Source organism: Bdellovibrio sp. (assembly GCF_047637665.1).
In the GTDB taxonomy this organism is placed as follows: domain Bacteria; phylum Bdellovibrionota; class Bdellovibrionia; order Bdellovibrionales; family Bdellovibrionaceae; genus Bdellovibrio.
On the sequence record NZ_JBLJBT010000033.1, the window covers coordinates 47375 to 62245 of the forward strand.

At 46.5% G+C, this 14871-nt stretch carries 14 protein-coding genes; 4 read left to right on the top strand and 10 right to left on the bottom strand.

From position 1 onward, the window contains the following. Positions 1 to 89: 89 nt before the first annotated feature. Positions 90 to 1658 carry a hypothetical protein gene (locus tag ACM64D_RS11025; protein WP_415063272.1) on the top strand — a complete coding sequence of 523 codons (1569 nt, stop codon included), beginning with the start codon at positions 90 to 92 and terminating at the stop codon, positions 1656 to 1658. Continuing rightward, complete coding sequence (locus tag ACM64D_RS11030; RefSeq protein ID WP_415063273.1) at positions 1648 to 2460, top strand: S1 family peptidase; 813 nt, start codon at positions 1648 to 1650, stop codon at positions 2458 to 2460. Before ACM64D_RS11025 ends, ACM64D_RS11030 begins: the two co-directional genes overlap by 11 nt. On the opposite strand, the gene ACM64D_RS11035 is transcribed toward ACM64D_RS11030, so the two are convergent. After that, the gene (locus ACM64D_RS11035; RefSeq protein ID WP_415063274.1) at positions 2426 to 3358 is read right to left on the bottom strand and encodes a signal peptidase II; all 933 of its coding nucleotides are present in this window, start codon (positions 3356 to 3358) and stop codon (positions 2426 to 2428) included. The two genes, ACM64D_RS11030 and ACM64D_RS11035, sit on opposite strands and share 35 nt — an antisense overlap. A gap of 117 nt (positions 3359 to 3475) precedes the next feature. Between ACM64D_RS11035 and dacB the strand changes: the two genes are divergently transcribed. Both dacB and ACM64D_RS11045 read left to right on the top strand, forming a co-directional pair. Then, positions 3476 to 4894 (top strand): D-alanyl-D-alanine carboxypeptidase/D-alanyl-D-alanine-endopeptidase, encoded by a 1419-nt coding sequence (gene dacB / locus ACM64D_RS11040; RefSeq protein WP_415063275.1) that lies wholly within the window; start codon positions 3476 to 3478, stop codon positions 4892 to 4894. A 31-nt stretch (positions 4895 to 4925) separates the two neighbouring features. Beyond that, positions 4926 to 6119: a lytic transglycosylase domain-containing protein gene (locus ACM64D_RS11045; protein ID WP_415063276.1), complete on the top strand. Its 1194-nt coding sequence runs from the start codon at positions 4926 to 4928 to the stop codon at positions 6117 to 6119. A 51-nt stretch (positions 6120 to 6170) separates the two neighbouring features. Here the strand turns inward: ACM64D_RS11045 and ACM64D_RS11050 are convergent, their stop codons facing one another. The 9 genes from ACM64D_RS11050 to ACM64D_RS11090 form a co-directional block, all read right to left on the bottom strand. Beyond that, positions 6171 to 6851, bottom strand: coding sequence for a TetR/AcrR family transcriptional regulator (locus ACM64D_RS11050; protein ID WP_415063277.1), 681 nt, complete (start codon positions 6849 to 6851; stop codon positions 6171 to 6173). Positions 6852 to 6990: 139 nt separating this feature from the next. Further along, on the bottom strand, positions 6991 to 7455 hold the full coding sequence (locus tag ACM64D_RS11055; protein ID WP_415063278.1) for a hypothetical protein: 465 nt from the start codon (positions 7453 to 7455) through the stop codon (positions 6991 to 6993). 103 nt (positions 7456 to 7558) lie between these two features. Further along, the gene (locus tag ACM64D_RS11060; protein WP_415063279.1) at positions 7559 to 9520 is read right to left on the bottom strand and encodes a hypothetical protein; all 1962 of its coding nucleotides are present in this window, start codon (positions 9518 to 9520) and stop codon (positions 7559 to 7561) included. Positions 9521 to 9728: 208 nt separating this feature from the next. Then, entirely contained in the window at positions 9729 to 10967 is a 1239-nt protein-coding gene (locus ACM64D_RS11065; protein ID WP_415063280.1) for a M14 family metallopeptidase, read from the bottom strand. A gap of 106 nt (positions 10968 to 11073) precedes the next feature. Continuing rightward, a complete protein-coding gene (gene murB / locus ACM64D_RS11070; RefSeq protein WP_415063281.1) occupies positions 11074 to 12087 on the bottom strand; it encodes a UDP-N-acetylmuramate dehydrogenase in 1014 nt (337 codons plus the stop codon). 16 nt (positions 12088 to 12103) lie between these two features. Beyond that, positions 12104 to 12412 (bottom strand): PilZ domain-containing protein, encoded by a 309-nt coding sequence (locus ACM64D_RS11075; RefSeq protein ID WP_415063282.1) that lies wholly within the window; start codon positions 12410 to 12412, stop codon positions 12104 to 12106. 100 nt (positions 12413 to 12512) lie between these two features. Continuing rightward, positions 12513 to 13022, bottom strand: coding sequence for a dihydrofolate reductase (locus ACM64D_RS11080; RefSeq protein WP_415063283.1), 510 nt, complete (start codon positions 13020 to 13022; stop codon positions 12513 to 12515). Continuing rightward, the gene (locus ACM64D_RS11085) at positions 13019 to 13813 is read right to left on the bottom strand and encodes a thymidylate synthase (protein WP_415063284.1); all 795 of its coding nucleotides are present in this window, start codon (positions 13811 to 13813) and stop codon (positions 13019 to 13021) included. The genes ACM64D_RS11080 and ACM64D_RS11085 overlap by 4 nt, the downstream gene beginning before the upstream one ends. Before the next feature lie 71 nt (positions 13814 to 13884). Continuing rightward, positions 13885 to 14760 carry a LysR family transcriptional regulator gene (locus ACM64D_RS11090; protein WP_415063285.1) on the bottom strand — a complete coding sequence of 292 codons (876 nt, stop codon included), beginning with the start codon at positions 14758 to 14760 and terminating at the stop codon, positions 13885 to 13887. Positions 14761 to 14871: the final 111 nt, after the last annotated feature.

Genomic DNA, 14871 nt, shown 5'->3' on the forward strand with positions numbered 1-14871 from the left:
AGTAGAAAAGTGAAAGACGACATACTCCCGCTCCTTCGAGAAGAGATGTCTAATTTTTTTACAGTGACGACGATAGTCAGGAGATCGCTATGAAGAAACTTGTGCACCCCATTTTATCCGGTACCCTAGCATTTTCGATGGCTCTAAGTTCCACCGCATTTGCTCAGGCTCAAAAGGTAGAGCGTCCTCCTCAGTTTGTCTTACTGGCCTTTGACGGTTCTTACGAAAATAGTTTCTGGGAAGAATCCCGTGAATTTGCGAAAACCATGAAATCCCAAGGTAAGAACGTGAAGTTCACGTACTTTGTTTCGGGTGTTTATTGGGTGCATGAAGGAAACTATGCTCTTTATATGCCTCCTCACAAAGAAGCTCAGTTTTCTTCAGCTCGTGAAAAACAGGCTGAAGTAGATCGTCGCCTTCGTGAGGCGACGGATGCCTCAATCTCCAAAGCACAAAAAAAACGCATTCGTGGGCAATATTCAGATATCGGCTTTGGTGATAGTCCCCAGGATATCGAAGAGCGCGTAAATCAGGTGAATCTGGCTTATGAAGAAGGACATGAAATTGCGTCCCATGGGAATGGTCATTATAAAGGTGGAAACCGGGATGGTGAAAGCCGCAACTGGAATTTGAAACAGTGGCGCTCTGAATTCCAGCAGTTTATTGATCTGATCTTTAACGTCTTTGAGAACAACAATATCCAGAATAGAACCAAGTATGCTTCAGGATATGCTTTTGCCCCTGAAGAGATCACAGGCTACCGAGCTCCAACGTTGGACACGAATCCCGAGATGTTCCAAGCATTGTCGGATTTTCGCTTTAAATATGATACGTCAGGCGCTAGATCGGGTCCTGAAGAAGCTATTTGGCCGAAGAAAAATAAACACGGTACTTGGATGTTCCCTCTGGGTTACATCAATATCGCAGGAACCAATAAAAAAACGGCGTCCATGGACTATAACTTCTTTGCGAATCAGTCCCGCGGGATTGACGATAAGGCCAATAAGGAAGTTTATCGCGATCAGATGACGAAGTCTTATATGAAGTACTTTAATGACAATTACTATGGAAATCGTGCGCCGGTTCACATTGGGCATCACTTTTCTAAATGGAATGGTGGCGCTTACTGGGAATCCATGAAAGAAGTGACTTCCGAAATTTGTGGCAAACCCGAAGTCCGCTGTGTGACTTATATTGATTACGTGAAGTGGTTGGAATCCCAAGGCGAAAGCAAATTGGCTTCGTTCAAGACGGGATCCTTTTCAAGGGTTTCTCGACCTGCAGATTTGAAATCTGAAGTTGTTGTGGGTAAGACAGAGTCTCGTTTGCAGCGTGACGGAGATCTTCTTAAAGGCTCCTTTAAGATGGATCGTTTAGCGAAGATGTTAAATTATAAGTCCGCGATCAAGATCAATAACGAGGTTCAAGCAGGGGAAGAAGTGGATCTGATGAAGCTTCGTGAGTCTGCATTGAAAGGATCTGATGTGGTGGTGAGTGCCGTTGTTCTTAATAAGCAGGGCATGGAAGTGGATTCCTATTCTTTGAAAATTGAAAATTTAGGCACAGCTTCTGAGTCAATTGCCAATAAGTCGATTGAAGAAAGAGCGCTTCTTGGAGATCTGCCTGAGGCGCATGAACACCATGAGCATGAGGAATAGATTTCTTCTAATTCTTTTATTTTCACTTCTGAGCAGTCTGGTCGGCTGCTCAGAAAATTCATTTTCGGGAGCCCCCGAAGATATTTCCCGTTCTTACGGTATTTTGGGTGGACAGGACGTGGCCGAGTCTGATCCGGTGGCTCGTTCGACAGTCATGCTTTTAAATCTTGAATCCAATGAAATTTGCACAGGCACGGCGGTGTCAGAGCAAGCCCTGGTGACGGCGGCGCACTGTGTTCCTCAAGAAAAAGAAAACCTTCAAGTGTTTTTCGCTGTGAATCCGCTGGATGAGAACGCAGATCCAAAGGCGGCCTCTGTTGCAAAAATCATTGTGCATCCAGATTATAATTCGATAGAAACGATGAAGTCTGTGGATCTCGCTATGGTGCTTTTGCAGGAAAAATTGCCCGTCAGTTATCAGTCAGTCTCGGTGGCAAGGGGCGATCGCCTTAAGGTGGGACAAGGGGTTCTTCTTGCAGGATTTGGCAACAGCTCTGCCAAAGAAGCGGAAGGATTTGGAAAGCTTCGTCAGGTTCTGGTGTCGGTTTCGGAGATTACCGGGACTTTCTTTGAGGTGGAGCAAAACCTTGGAAAAGGGATCTGCGATGGTGACTCCGGTGGCCCTGTTTTCGTTGTTGAGGGAAAGACTTTGGCCTTGTTGGGGGTCTCAAAGCTTGTCTATGATAAAAAGCACACCGGGGCGGACAACTGCCTGACCACTGCTCAGTTTGTTTCTGTAGCTCAAAAGCCAATCCAGGAGTGGATTCTTAAGTCTCTTCTTCAGAGTACTCCACAACATTAACCGTGCGTTCTTTTTTAATCTGCTGAAGACGTTCGTGGACTTGTTCCGCCAGTTCTTCCAGATGTTTGAACTCATCTCCCGAGCGCAGCTTCAAAGGAGACGGATTTCCGTCCAGGGATTCTTTGAGGAAGCGTTCAAAGGCATAAAGGGGGCCGGCAATACGGTGAGAAATCACTCTGCCCACGGCAAAAAGAATGGCGCAAAAGGCGACACAGATAATGACAAACGTGATCACATAGGGAACTAAGAATTTGTTAAGAAGAAAAGCGTTATTTCCCACCAGTTCCTGAATTGTGACCCGCATGTAGGTGTAGGAAAATACCAGACAGATCAAAGTGAGGCTCAGTCCCACTCCCATCAGAACGAAACAGTACTTAAGCTGAAAAGGCATGTTGACCCAGTACTGCTTACGGACGTTGTTTTCGGGCCAAAGAAGTTCGCCTTCACGAATGATGGCATAGACAATCAGGGCATAACCCAGCCATTGAAGGGCATCCGCTAAATTGAACGCGGGGCTCGAAAGAGACGGCGTCCCGAGGACGATAAAGTCCACGACGTAACCCCACACGATTCGATCCGTCACATTGCCGATGATGCCACCGATGAGAATCGAAAGGCCTGAACGCAAAGTGAGGGATTTGATTGGTAAAAGATACTGGATAAGAGCGTAGGTACAAAGAAGAAACGCGCCTCCTGTCGATAGAGAGACGATACGAAGAACGGAAGGGAGGTCAGAAAAAAGACCCAGCATGGCGCCATGATTATGGTGCAGGACGAAGTGCAGCGGACCGAAAGATTGTAGTTCAGTGATTCCCGTCGCCCAGATCTTGGTGATGCGGTCGATGGACCAAGTTGCTAAAAGAGGAAGAATCACGATGAGCCATTCACGTTTTTTCATGCACTTCAGTCTAACAATTCACTCTGCTTCTTGCGAAGGAAAACGACACCCATTACCATAGCCTAGTCGTCTGAAGTTTGGACCAGTCTTTGGATTTAGTTACTAGGAGTACAACCCGTGAAGCTATTAGCTGTTTTTTTATTGTTTTTCTCATTGTCGACGCAGGCTCAAGAGCGTTTCAAAGCTCTTGATAAAGAGTTCCAGGCCTTAGCCAAAAAGTACGGCGTACAAACCAAGGATCTTGGAATTTATGCAACTGTCGGGGAAGGCCACGACATGCAGGTCTTGTTAGACGTGAATGGGAATAAGGTGATGATCCCAGCCTCGATCACTAAAATTGCCACGGCATCCGCTGTTTTATCCCAGTTTCCTCCCGGTTATAAATTCAAGACACAGCTTCTTGCGGAGGCGTCTGCAAAGAATGAAGTTTTGAAAGGACATCTTTATCTCAAAGGTGGCGGAGACCCTTCTTTTGTCTCTGAAAATCTATGGTTTTTAGTGAATGCTTTCACGCGCAATAAAATTAAGAAAATCGAAGGTGATATTATCGTCGACGACTCGTTGTTCGATAAGGTTCGCTATGACATGAGTCGCCAGAAAGAGCGAGTGGATCGCGCCTATGATGCTCCTGTGGGTGCGATGAGCTTTAACTGGAACTCGGTGAATATCTTTGTGCGCCCCAATGGTGTGGGAAATGGTGCAGAAGTCTTTATCGATCCTGAAAACGAATACATCCGCCTGAACAACAAGGCAAAAACAGTTTCAGGGTCTGGCAATGGTCTTTTGGCGGATCGCCAAGAAGACAATAAGTTTGCGGGGGATGTAATTCATGTCGGTGGATCCATCGGGCAGGGCCTGAAAGAGGTTGTTGTTTTTAAGAACATCACGCAGCCGGACCTTTGGGCAGGTTACAATTTGAAGGCTTTTTTGGCGCAAAGAGGAATTCAACTCACCGGCTCGGTCAAAAACGGTGTCACACCTGAGAAGGCGGAGGTGTTGGCCGAGTCGGAAAGCAAAGCCATTGAACAAGTGGTTGCGGATATGAATAAGTTCTCCAACAACTATGTGGCCGAGATGCTGACGAAAAATTTAGGACTCGCGAAGAAACCCAAGGGCGCCAGCTTGAGTGATGGCGTGAAAGTCATCAATGAACACATGCAAAGTTTAGGTGTGCCTGAGGATCAGTATCGATTGGAATCTCCCTCAGGTTTGACGCGCGAAAATAAGATGTCTTCTTTTGCGATGTGGAAGGTCCTGCAGCATTTAAGAAACGATTTCCGAGTCCAGCCCGAGTTTCTCACGTCCTTGCCGATTGCAGGTGTTGATGGCACTCTGAAAAAGCGCATGAAGAACTCCTCTGCGGAGCGCTGGGTGCGTGCAAAAACGGGATTTTTAACCAATGTTGTTTCATTGGCTGGATATGCCGGAGTGGAAGATGGACACGTGATCACATTTTCATTTGTTTACAACGGGTCTACAGATGAAACGAAGATTCGCGCGTTTTTTGATAATTTGCTTATCTATCTTGTAAAATAAGCCGAATGAGAACCAGGAAGGTGGACGTTCGATGAAGAAGCTGAGTGTCTCAATATTATACACAGTCCTCTTAGGAGTTCCGACGGTCGGGTTGGCGCAAGACGATATTGCCGCTAAGGTCGTTCCTCAAATTTTGGGGCGCAGTCCTGAAGAAGTCCGTCCGTGGAGAGCGCCTGCTTTTTCGGAACAGTCTTCCGCCTTGGGATATTCCTCTGGAAGTGCTTTTTCTATTCCTAAGGGAATGGAAAAACAGGTTCAATTTTGGGTGGATATCTATACAAAATACAGCTCTGAAGAAGGTGTCATTCACGATTCTGAAAAAGTGGAAGTGGTCTATGAGGTCGTTGATCTCAAAGGTCTAAAAACAGAGCGTGAAAAACAGAAGAAAATTGATGAGGTCAAAAAGACGATAGCCGAAAAGCTTTCGACCCCCGAAGAAAAAGAACGTCTGCGTTTTCAGTTAGGTCAAAAAGACAAGATGCAAGACGCGATTTTCTATTCGGGTCGTTATCTTGAGGATATGGAGAAGATTTTCCGCGAGGCGAATCTTCCGATTGAGTTGACTCGCTTGGCGTTTGTGGAAAGTTCATTCAACATCATGGCTCGCTCAAAAGTAGGGGCGAGTGGAATTTGGCAAATCATGCCTTATACGGCTCGTCCTTATAAGATGATTTCGCCTGTCGTAGATAAACGGAACCATCCTATCGAGGCGACCAAGTTAGCCGCTCGTCTTTTGCGTAACAACTATTCAATGTTGGAATCCTGGCCTTTGGCGGTCACAGGATACAATCATGGTCCCACGGGAGTTTTGAAAATGACCCGTGACTATGAAACTCGGGAGCTGGGTGAATTGATCCAAAATGTTCGCTCTCGCAAAAGTTTTGGTTTTGCTTCGAGAAACTTTTATGCCAGTTTCTTAGCGGCCATCGAGGTTGAAAAGAATGCCGGTAAATATTTTGAATCTGTGGTGTGGTCAAAACCTTTGAACTCTCAAGATTTGAAATTGCCGGTCGCAATCAAATACAAAGATATCGTAAGCTGGTTTGATGGAGATGACCGTAAAGCTCAGATTTTTAACCCACATCTGACTCTAAAAGCCCGTCAAGGCCATTTGATTCCGGCAAAAACGATTATTGCCGTGCCTAAGGACAAATACAATGTGGCGTTGATATCGCTGGCCCGGAAAGATCGAACGGTGGCCATGGAAGATAAAAAAGGAAGATAAAAAAAGGGAGCTGAAGATGAAGCTCCCTTTTTTTATTCTATTTTTTTAGGTTTAGATGAAGTCACCTTTATTACGGGAGGGGGCGGTTGTGCCTTCCACCGTGGAGCTGTCGAGATCTAAGAACTTGAAGAACAGTTGGTGCATTTCACGGACAATCGCAGGGTCATGGATTGCATCGGGTTTATCGATCAGCATGGTGTTTACCAAGCCGATAAATGTATTGACCACCATATAAGAAACCTTGTCCATATCGCGTCCCGGGATTTGTGGAAGATTGTAACGGACGACGTCTTGGAAGAAGCGAAGAGATTCTGAAATGTAAGAAGCTTCCGCCACGTAATACTGAATGGTCGTAAGCTTTGAACGCAAAGCTGAATTTCGACGGACAGTTTCGATGGCCAGTTCAATCATGGATTTCATTCTTTGCTCAGGGGGAAGAGGAGAAATGGGGCGCATTTTTTCGCTGAGTATGCGCTTATCTTCCTCAATGAGATTTTTAACCACGGCTTGAACAACGGATTCTTTATTCCCGAAGAACTGATAAAGAGAACCGATACTCACGCCCGCTTCTTTAGCAATTTTATCGGTGGTGATGGCGTAGAATCCTTCAGAGATCAGCAAGCGAGAGCAAGCGTCTAAGATGGTCGCCACAGTTTGACGAGAGCGTTCCTGTGTTGGGGCTTTAACGATAATCTTTGTTTTTTTGGCTTTTTCTTCCATAGACTGTGTCATGATTGGGTATTTAAGACCTTTCTTCGGATTACAAGTCGTGCGGACAGAATATGCGTCCTTGGCCTCAGGAGCAAGTCTGGTTTTTTGCAAAGTTGTAATGTTTCGTAATGTTCAGGACGCGAGGTCTTCCTCGAATGTGTTATTGGAGTTCTTGGGCGCAGTAGATCTCAGCCCGCTGGGTGTTGGCAGGATAGCTCATGTCTTTAGTGATCCGTTCACATTGTTTGAGTGTGATCGACTTATTAAACCGACGTAAGCACTCCCAACGAACTTCGTCGCCGGAGTCAGCGTATTCCATGCTCTTGGAAATGGCAAAGCACTCTTTCAAGGTGGGCTGCTGACCGAGCTCATATAAGCACAGAAGACGCGCGTCCTCTGCGTTAGTTGAATACTCCATAGATTTTGCGATTTTAAGGCACTGCGGAACAGAGATTAGTGCCTTCTTTTGTTTGAGGCAATTCATTCTGGCTTCGTCTCTTTGGTCTCTCGCCAAACGCGAAGACTTATTGGAGACCTGGCAAAGCTCCTGAGGGGCCCCCGCCAAAGCGTTCATCGAAAAGAGAACTACGAAAATAAACATGAACTTGTGCATACGTGTCTTCATCCTCACCTGCTTGATGCAAAAGGAAGGCTGTCTGAAAGTCAAATTAACAGGTTTTTAGAAAAGCCTCCCTGTTGAACTTCCAGACAGAGCCCGCAAAGGGGCTCTACTTCACTTTGAATTCACCTTTTTCATCTGTGTAAAGACGCAAATCGAAAGAGCGGTTGTTGATCACGTTTTGGATGTACATCAAAGAGTTATAGAGCTCTTCTTGCGCGAAGTTTCCAAATTTCAATGAGATCGTATCGACTCCTTTGGCCGAGAACGTCATTTCGTAAGACATCAACTCGCCCAGTTGTTCTGGAGGCAGAAGATAGATCAGAAATCCCGCCGCAGTTTCTTGCCACAAGGTGAAGTCTTTGAGCAGTTTAAAGGCCTCATAGCGCTGAGAAGCTGTGTAGTTCGGGTTAAAGGCCACAGACAAATTGGTGGCGATATAGTTCAAGTCGGACTCATACTGATCTATCCAGTGACGGTAATTTTGTCCTTCTGGATCATAACCGCTCTGTTGCGGTGGGGTTTGCGGACGTCCCATCTTGAGGATAAAGGCAGAGTAAAGATCATACGCTTTTTGTTTGCTTAAGAACGGCATCAGGTTGATGGCTTTGGGATGAAAGAAGAGCTGGTTTCGGAAGGCGCCATTCACGCGACTGCCTTTTGAGAAATCCCACTTCTTCCAATCAATTTTTGCGTATTCTTTGGCCGGGATGATCTTGCGAACATGCTCTTGCACCTTGCGATAGTCGCGAGCCGAGACGTCTTTCATCTTAATATCTCGGGCCAAACTAAGGGCAATAAACCTTTCAGGTCTCCATTGATCGTCTGCTGAAAAAAGCATGTTGGTGCTGATCGTCGTCGTATCCCCGAAGAGTCCGAAAATAAGTTTCACATTTTTCGAAGTGGAGAACGTATCGAGAAGATATTTTTTGTCGTTTTCCTCGCGATCCACGTGGGCAATCTTGTTTTGCGCATAGGCCGAGCCGGTTTCCAGGCGGAGTAGATTCAGGCCGATCTTGAAAGATCCAGATTTTCCATGAGAGGAGTTTGAACCTTTGAAGACGCGGTCAATACGGCGCTCCTGAGGAGTTAAGCCTCGATCCTCGTAAGAGATCTTTTCAACCTCGGAGATGTCGGTGAGCAATTTGTCTCTCATTTCGTCGCGAGACTCGAAGGGGCTGATCATGTTGAGATCTTTAAAGCGAGTCTTCTTAACAAGGAGCTGATCGTAGGCGGCGATCGCTTGAGCGTTATTCAGGTCAAACACATAGTCCAGCATAAAGAGATCGCTGTTGCTTTCATTAAGACTCAAAGCCAACGGCGTGAGGTTCACAAAGTTCTTAATTTTATTATCAACAAAACTAAAGCCGATCACTTTAAAATCTTGGCCGAAACTCACTTGAGCGCCCGCTCCTTGTCCTCGGCCTCTGATGCCAATCAACTTCACGCGCATTCTATTGTCAGGCATACGGAAGAGGTGAATCATGAACTCACCCGAAATATAGGCGTGGGTAGATCCGCTTACGCTGGCGAGAGGCGAAAGGGGGGAGCTGGCTCCTAAGGAGACGGCCAAGTTCAGACGGCCCTGCATGGCGACGAAGTCACCAACATTCAAACGGGTCAGGGCCCTGTGAGCGGTGAGAGGTAGATTCTGAACAGAGTAGGGAATTGCCGTAAGGGACTCTGTTTGAGATTTGAACTGACGAGCAAAGACGATCTCAACCCCTTTGTTGATGCTAAAGCCAATGGGAGTGTCGAGGTCCTCAATAAGATCGCCAGGATTGATATTGACCCCAAGAGTATAACGATCCAGTCGAGTGTAGTAACCATCGACATAAGAGGGTTCAGATTGAATTCGATATTTGAGTGAAGCTGAAATCCCTTCGAAGATCTCGGCATTAACCAAGTTGAGGTTGGCCCCGATGGATTGTTTTGCGACCTCTTTTTTGACCCTTTCGGCGATGGCAGCGGGTTCAAGGAAATCAAAGTCTGCATGGGCTGTAGAGGTGACGAAGCCAACGGCAACCCCTGTGATCAGGGTGAGTTTAAGGAATGTCTTTGTGAACGCCATAGGATTGCCTCCATTTGTCTTCTCCATTTTGAGCAAAACAGATGCCCAATCCGAGAGGGATTCAGTTAAAATATAGGCAATATACAGGCCCCCAAAGGAAGTCGCCTGTCGAGAGTTTCGACGGGGGTGACTTTAATTGTCTAAAAAAGAAAAAGGCGATCTCGGGGGAGATCGCCTTTTTCTGGGAAAATCATATTGGAGAAATCAACTAAGGTTTGAAGATCGGGCCGTTATTTTGCTCAAGGACACGGTAAGGATTGTCGGCGTGATCAATCAAATATAGGACGGGTTCTAAGTTCTTTCTTTGAACTTCGGGAATAACCTGGGCCCCAGGATAGAAGCCGCCGGAACCCCAACCGCTGTTGCCGGGATCAAGTTCAAAGGTGAAAGAGATGATTTTGTGCTCGCCGTAGGACCAATCTGTGGTGTCTCCGCTGGCGATGTAAAGTTCAGAGGACTGCTGAGGTTTGTAGCCATTCCATTCGGCCATCTTTTTTGCCATGACTTCGTGAACTTGTTTGTCGCGGGTATTGGCGATGCTTTCATAGACGTGACCCCAAGGATAAAGAATCAATTGAGAGTACGTGTGGAACGAAAGCAGAATTGTAATATTTTGATGGGCTTCGACGAAACTTTTAATTGCGACAGACTCTGGCTCGCTGAAAGCTTTGGGGCCGCGATAAGTTTCACTGTTAGGACTGGTGCTGGCACCGCCGCCGCCCCAGCCAAAACCGTAGTTTCTATTTAAGTCGACGCCATAAGTTCCGTTGTTATTTGAGGCTCTGTTTTTTCTCCAGGATTTGTAGCTTCCTGTTGAGATGTCATATTCAGCGCCATCGGGATTTACCATGGGGATGATATGGATATCGCGGCTATTGACCAATCGTTGAACGCGAGGATTGCCTTTCCCGTACTCGGTCAGAAGATATTCGATGTAATAAATTGGTAATTCGATGGAAAGATGTTCGCGGGCGTGGTGTCCCCCCATGAAAACCGCTGCCGCCAAAGAATCAGCTTGTTGAAGATTTCCCGAGATACGAACCGCCCAAATGTCACGACCTTCAACAGATTTTCCAATCGAAGACAGTTGCGAGATGTTGGGGTATTGAGATGTGAGACTGCGAAGCTTATCGGTCATCTCTGTGTAGTTATGAAAAGCGGCGTCCTTCGTGGGGAAATCCATCTCTTCCGTGAGAGGAAAGCTCACTTCAAGAAGGCCCAATTTTTCCATGGATTTTTTTTCTTCCAGGCTTCCGATACCCACGACAAAATCTTCGCGCGTGGTTTCAATAGAAACGCCCGAGTTGGCGATCAGCGTTCTTTCGTATTTGTCCTTGGCGCGGATCTTCATCCAATACTGAGTCGTATCCACTGTGTGAGCATTCTCGATAGGCAGAAATGTCAGAGCCATAAAGCCCGCAACCGCCAAGATCTTGGTGATTCTCATAAACCCCTCCTTGGGTTCTGACTAATGTCAGAAGACACTCCATTTTGGGTTTATTTATTGTTGCGGTACAGTCTTTCGTCGGTACGTTAGGTCTAAGGTCTAGTGATTACCAGCGAATGGGTTCAGGTTCTATTTCGACGCCGAAATTGTTTTTTACATCCAAAGAGACTTGGTGGGCCAACTTCCAGACATCGTCAGAGGAGGCACCTCCATGATTCACCAGAACGAGAGCTTGTTTTTCATACATGCCCACGGGCCCCAATTTTTTGCCTTTCCAACCTGCGCGATCAATCAACCAGCCGGCCGCCAATTTGAATTGATTGTTTTGATAGGGAAAGCTCACAAGATCGGGATGTTTTAATTGCAGCGAATCGCGAAGCTCTTTTGAGACAATCGGATTTTTAAAGAAGCTTCCGGCGTTGCCAATGACTTGGGGATCGGGAAGTTTGGTCTGGCGAATATGAATCACCGCGCGCGAGATGGTGCGGGGGTCGGCTTCCACTTGTTGGCGATCCAGCTCTTTGCGGATGTCTCCGTACTCGAGGTGCAGCGAGTTTTTCTTGGGCAAACGGAAGGTCACGTCCCACACCAAGTACCGTCCAGCTCCCTCTTGTTTGAAGAAGCTATCTCGGTATGAAAAGCGACATTCTTTGTTAGAAAATGTTTTGAGATTTCCCGTCTGCAAATCAAAGCACGTGACTTCCCATAGGAAGTCTTTGACCTCAACGCCATAGGCACCGATGTTTTGAATCGGAGCGGCTCCCACCGTGCCTGGAATCAGGGAGAGATTTTCAAGCCCCCAGTAACCTTGTTGTAAGGTCCACTGGACAAACTCGTTCCAGATTTCTCCGGCTTGGGCTTTGACGAACCAATATTCATGATCTTCCTGAATCAACTCGCGGCCCTGATTGGCGACTTTAAGAACCAAACCTCTGACGATGGAGGGAAGAACCAGATTGCTTCCTCCTCCAAGAATGTGCCATGAAACTTTTGAGAGTTGAGAGTCGCCAAGAACGGCCAAGAGATCGTGAGGGGAATGCAGTTCGACGAAGTGCTCTGCCTGAGAGCGCAACTGAAGAGTGTTCAAGGTGCTAAGGTCTTTATGTGTGTGAATCTGCATTCAAGCAAAGATTTTATTAGAAGGAGCTGCCTTTGGCCATCATTCTTTCAAGAACTTCGTCTTTGTTAATAAAGCAAATGCCAAGTCCCAAGCCTTTGCTCCAGATGACTTCGGCGGTCACGTTGTGGGTGCGTTGAAGAGAGCCCAATTGAACTGTCATATTCAAAAGATCCCCTTTTTGGGGAACGTAATCTCCTAAAGAGACTTCCAAAAAGGCGCCGGTTTGGGAAAGATTTTTGAGACTGGCGACAAGAATGCCAATATGGCCGTAGACTTCGATCTGAGCTGTTTCTTTGGTTTTAAATCTCTTGGCAGTGCCGCCCATAAGAACTCCGAGAATCTGGTCTTAACTTATTCTCGGAGGAAAAGATCGGCTCGTAGAGTCTATTTTTCAGTGTTCTCAAAATGAGACTGAATTCTAGACCCTATTTTCGTAAGTAAGTAAGAAATGAAAAAGGAATGGGCGACTCGACATCACGACGATCTGTCAGTGTGAAAATGTTTTTGTCAATTTCAGGGTAATAGGTGTCCCCCGGAAACTCGCGGTGGATCAGCGTTAGATAGATCTTGTTGGTGACTTCCATGGCTTGTTTGTAGATCTCGCCGCCACCGATAATAAACACCTCTTCACCCCATTTTGCAGTGAGTGGTTCGGCGTGTTTGATGGCCTCTTCGAGAGAAGACACGAAAACCACGGGGCTGCTTTCCGTTGAAGGGAACGAATGTTTTGAGGGGTCTCTGGTGATGACAATGTGATAGCGATTGGGGAGGGCACGGCCATTGAAAGACTCAAAAGTTTTGCGCCCCATGATCATGATATGGCCTTTGGTGGTTTCGCGGAAAAACTTCATGTCTTCAGGAAGGTTCCATGGGAGTCCGCCTTGAACACCAATGACGTGATTCTGCGAGCAGGCCACAACATGAGTCAAAATCATACCGCCACCTCGGCTTTGATGGCGGGGTGAGGGTCGTAGCCCACAATCTCAATATCCTCATAAGTGAATGCAAAAAGATCTTTGATATTGGGATTGAGTTTCAGTTGCGGCAGAGGACGGAAGTCTCTGGTCAGTTGCAGTTTGGCTTGCTCCAAGTGATTCAAGTACAAGTGGGCATCACCCAAGGTATGAACAAAGTCACCCACTTCGAGATTGCAAACTTGCGCAATCATGTGAGTCAAAAGAGCATAGCTGGCGATATTGAAGGGCACACCCAAGAAAATATCCGCACTTCGTTGATAAAGTTGGCAAGAAAGTTTTCCGTTCGCCACATAGAACTGGAAGAACGCATGACAAGGAGGCAAAGCCATTTTGTCTACGTCGCCGGGATTAAATGCCACAACCAACAAACGGCGAGAGTCAGGATTCTTTTTGATCTGTTCGACCACATTGGAAATCTGATCAATGGTGCGACCATCGGCCGTCTGCCAAGAGCGCCATTGTTTTCCATACACAGGTCCCAAATCGCCGTTTTCATCGGCCCATTCATCCCAAATGGTCACTTTGTTATCGTGAAGATATTTAATATTTGTTTCGCCCTTCAGGAACCACAAAAGTTCGTGAAAAATAGAACGTGTATGAAGCTTCTTCGTTGTGAGAAGAGGGAATCCTTCCTGCAGATTGTAGCGCATCTGATAACCGAACATGGAAATAGTTCCAGTCCCCGTGCGATCTTCTTTCTTGGTCCCATTTTCCAAAACTGTCTTAATTAAATCATGATATTGCTTCATCAAGCCTCCCGCGGAGGTACGCCGTACCTTTTTGAATTGCACCGTGCCATGGGCTCGGGCTGGTCAACATTCTATTTAAGCTTCTTTTTTTGTCTATTTGAAAAGTAGTCCCAGAGGAATTTACCGCAGGGGCCCAACTCCTTCTGAGAGTGATGCGCGATATAGAGCTGCGCGACCTGAGGTTTTGGGAGGAGTGTCACAAGGGATTTATCCTTGATTTCCTCCTTAATCACATGTTCGGGCATGCGGCCCCAGCCTAAGCCATCCACAAGGAATGCCTTTTTGGTGAGATAATCTTGAACGCTGATGACGTGATCAGGATTAATAATTCCTGCGGAGCGATTGGAGCTTTTGACTGTGGTCGACATAATGATCTGTGGGTACTTGGCTAACTCTGAGTTGGGAGCCTTTCCTTTGAATTTGGCCAGAGGGTGTTTGGCGGAACAAACAGCCACCATATTCACAGGAAAAAGCTCTTCAGTGACGAGAAGGCTGCGATCATTGAAGATGACAGCCAAAGCAAGGTCCGCCTGATCCTCCAAGAGTTGTTCGTCGGCACTGAGGACGTCATGAATGATCTTAATTTCCGTCTGAGGGAAGCGGGAAGTGAAGTCCTTCAGCGCCGTGACTAATAACGGGAGGGGCCACATGGCGCTGACGGCCAAACGGATGATAGGTTCATGTCCTCTTTTTAGAAACTCGGCCGTTTCCTCCAGTTCATCAAACTGAAAGATAAGGTCGTCTGCTTTTTTGAGAAAGGCGCGACCTTGAGGGGTGAGTTGAGGGCGATATTGATCGCGGCTGAATAGTTTAAAGCCCAACTCATTTTCAAGGGAACGAATGGAATAGCTAACCGCACTTTGAGCGCGATGCAGTTCGAGGGAGGCGGCGCGGAAGCTTCCTGATTTAACGATAGTCTGAAGAACTTGCAATTGATCCAGTGTCATCGCCCCAAACTATATCATTAATTTAGATCATGTTAATAGAAAAATTATAATTTTTTTAGATCGTCTAGTTTGTTAATATTTATCTTGTAAACGGCATGTAAAAGGAGCCTT

Excerpts from the sequence above, each read along its gene's own strand:
- ACM64D_RS11025 (WP_415063272.1), top strand. The coding sequence starts at position 90 with ATGAAGAAACTTGTGCACCCCATTTTATCCGGTACCCTAGCATTTTCG.
- ACM64D_RS11055 (WP_415063278.1), bottom strand. The coding sequence starts at position 7,455 with ATGAAGACACGTATGCACAAGTTCATGTTTATTTTCGTAGTTCTCTTT.
- ACM64D_RS11060 (WP_415063279.1), bottom strand. The coding sequence starts at position 9,520 with ATGGCGTTCACAAAGACATTCCTTAAACTCACCCTGATCACAGGGGTT.
- ACM64D_RS11080 (WP_415063283.1), bottom strand. The coding sequence starts at position 13,022 with ATGATTTTGACTCATGTTGTGGCCTGCTCGCAGAATCACGTCATTGGT.
- ACM64D_RS11030 (WP_415063273.1), top strand. The coding sequence starts at position 1,648 with ATGAGGAATAGATTTCTTCTAATTCTTTTATTTTCACTTCTGAGCAGT.
- ACM64D_RS11075 (WP_415063282.1), bottom strand. The coding sequence starts at position 12,412 with ATGGGCGGCACTGCCAAGAGATTTAAAACCAAAGAAACAGCTCAGATC.
- ACM64D_RS11090 (WP_415063285.1), bottom strand. The coding sequence starts at position 14,760 with ATGACACTGGATCAATTGCAAGTTCTTCAGACTATCGTTAAATCAGGA.
- ACM64D_RS11045 (WP_415063276.1), top strand. The coding sequence starts at position 4,926 with ATGAAGAAGCTGAGTGTCTCAATATTATACACAGTCCTCTTAGGAGTT.
- ACM64D_RS11035 (WP_415063274.1), bottom strand. The coding sequence starts at position 3,358 with ATGAAAAAACGTGAATGGCTCATCGTGATTCTTCCTCTTTTAGCAACT.
- ACM64D_RS11085 (WP_415063284.1), bottom strand. The coding sequence starts at position 13,813 with ATGAAGCAATATCATGATTTAATTAAGACAGTTTTGGAAAATGGGACC.
- murB (WP_415063281.1), bottom strand. The coding sequence starts at position 12,087 with ATGCAGATTCACACACATAAAGACCTTAGCACCTTGAACACTCTTCAG.
- ACM64D_RS11065 (WP_415063280.1), bottom strand. The coding sequence starts at position 10,967 with ATGAGAATCACCAAGATCTTGGCGGTTGCGGGCTTTATGGCTCTGACA.
- ACM64D_RS11050 (WP_415063277.1), bottom strand. The coding sequence starts at position 6,851 with ATGACACAGTCTATGGAAGAAAAAGCCAAAAAAACAAAGATTATCGTT.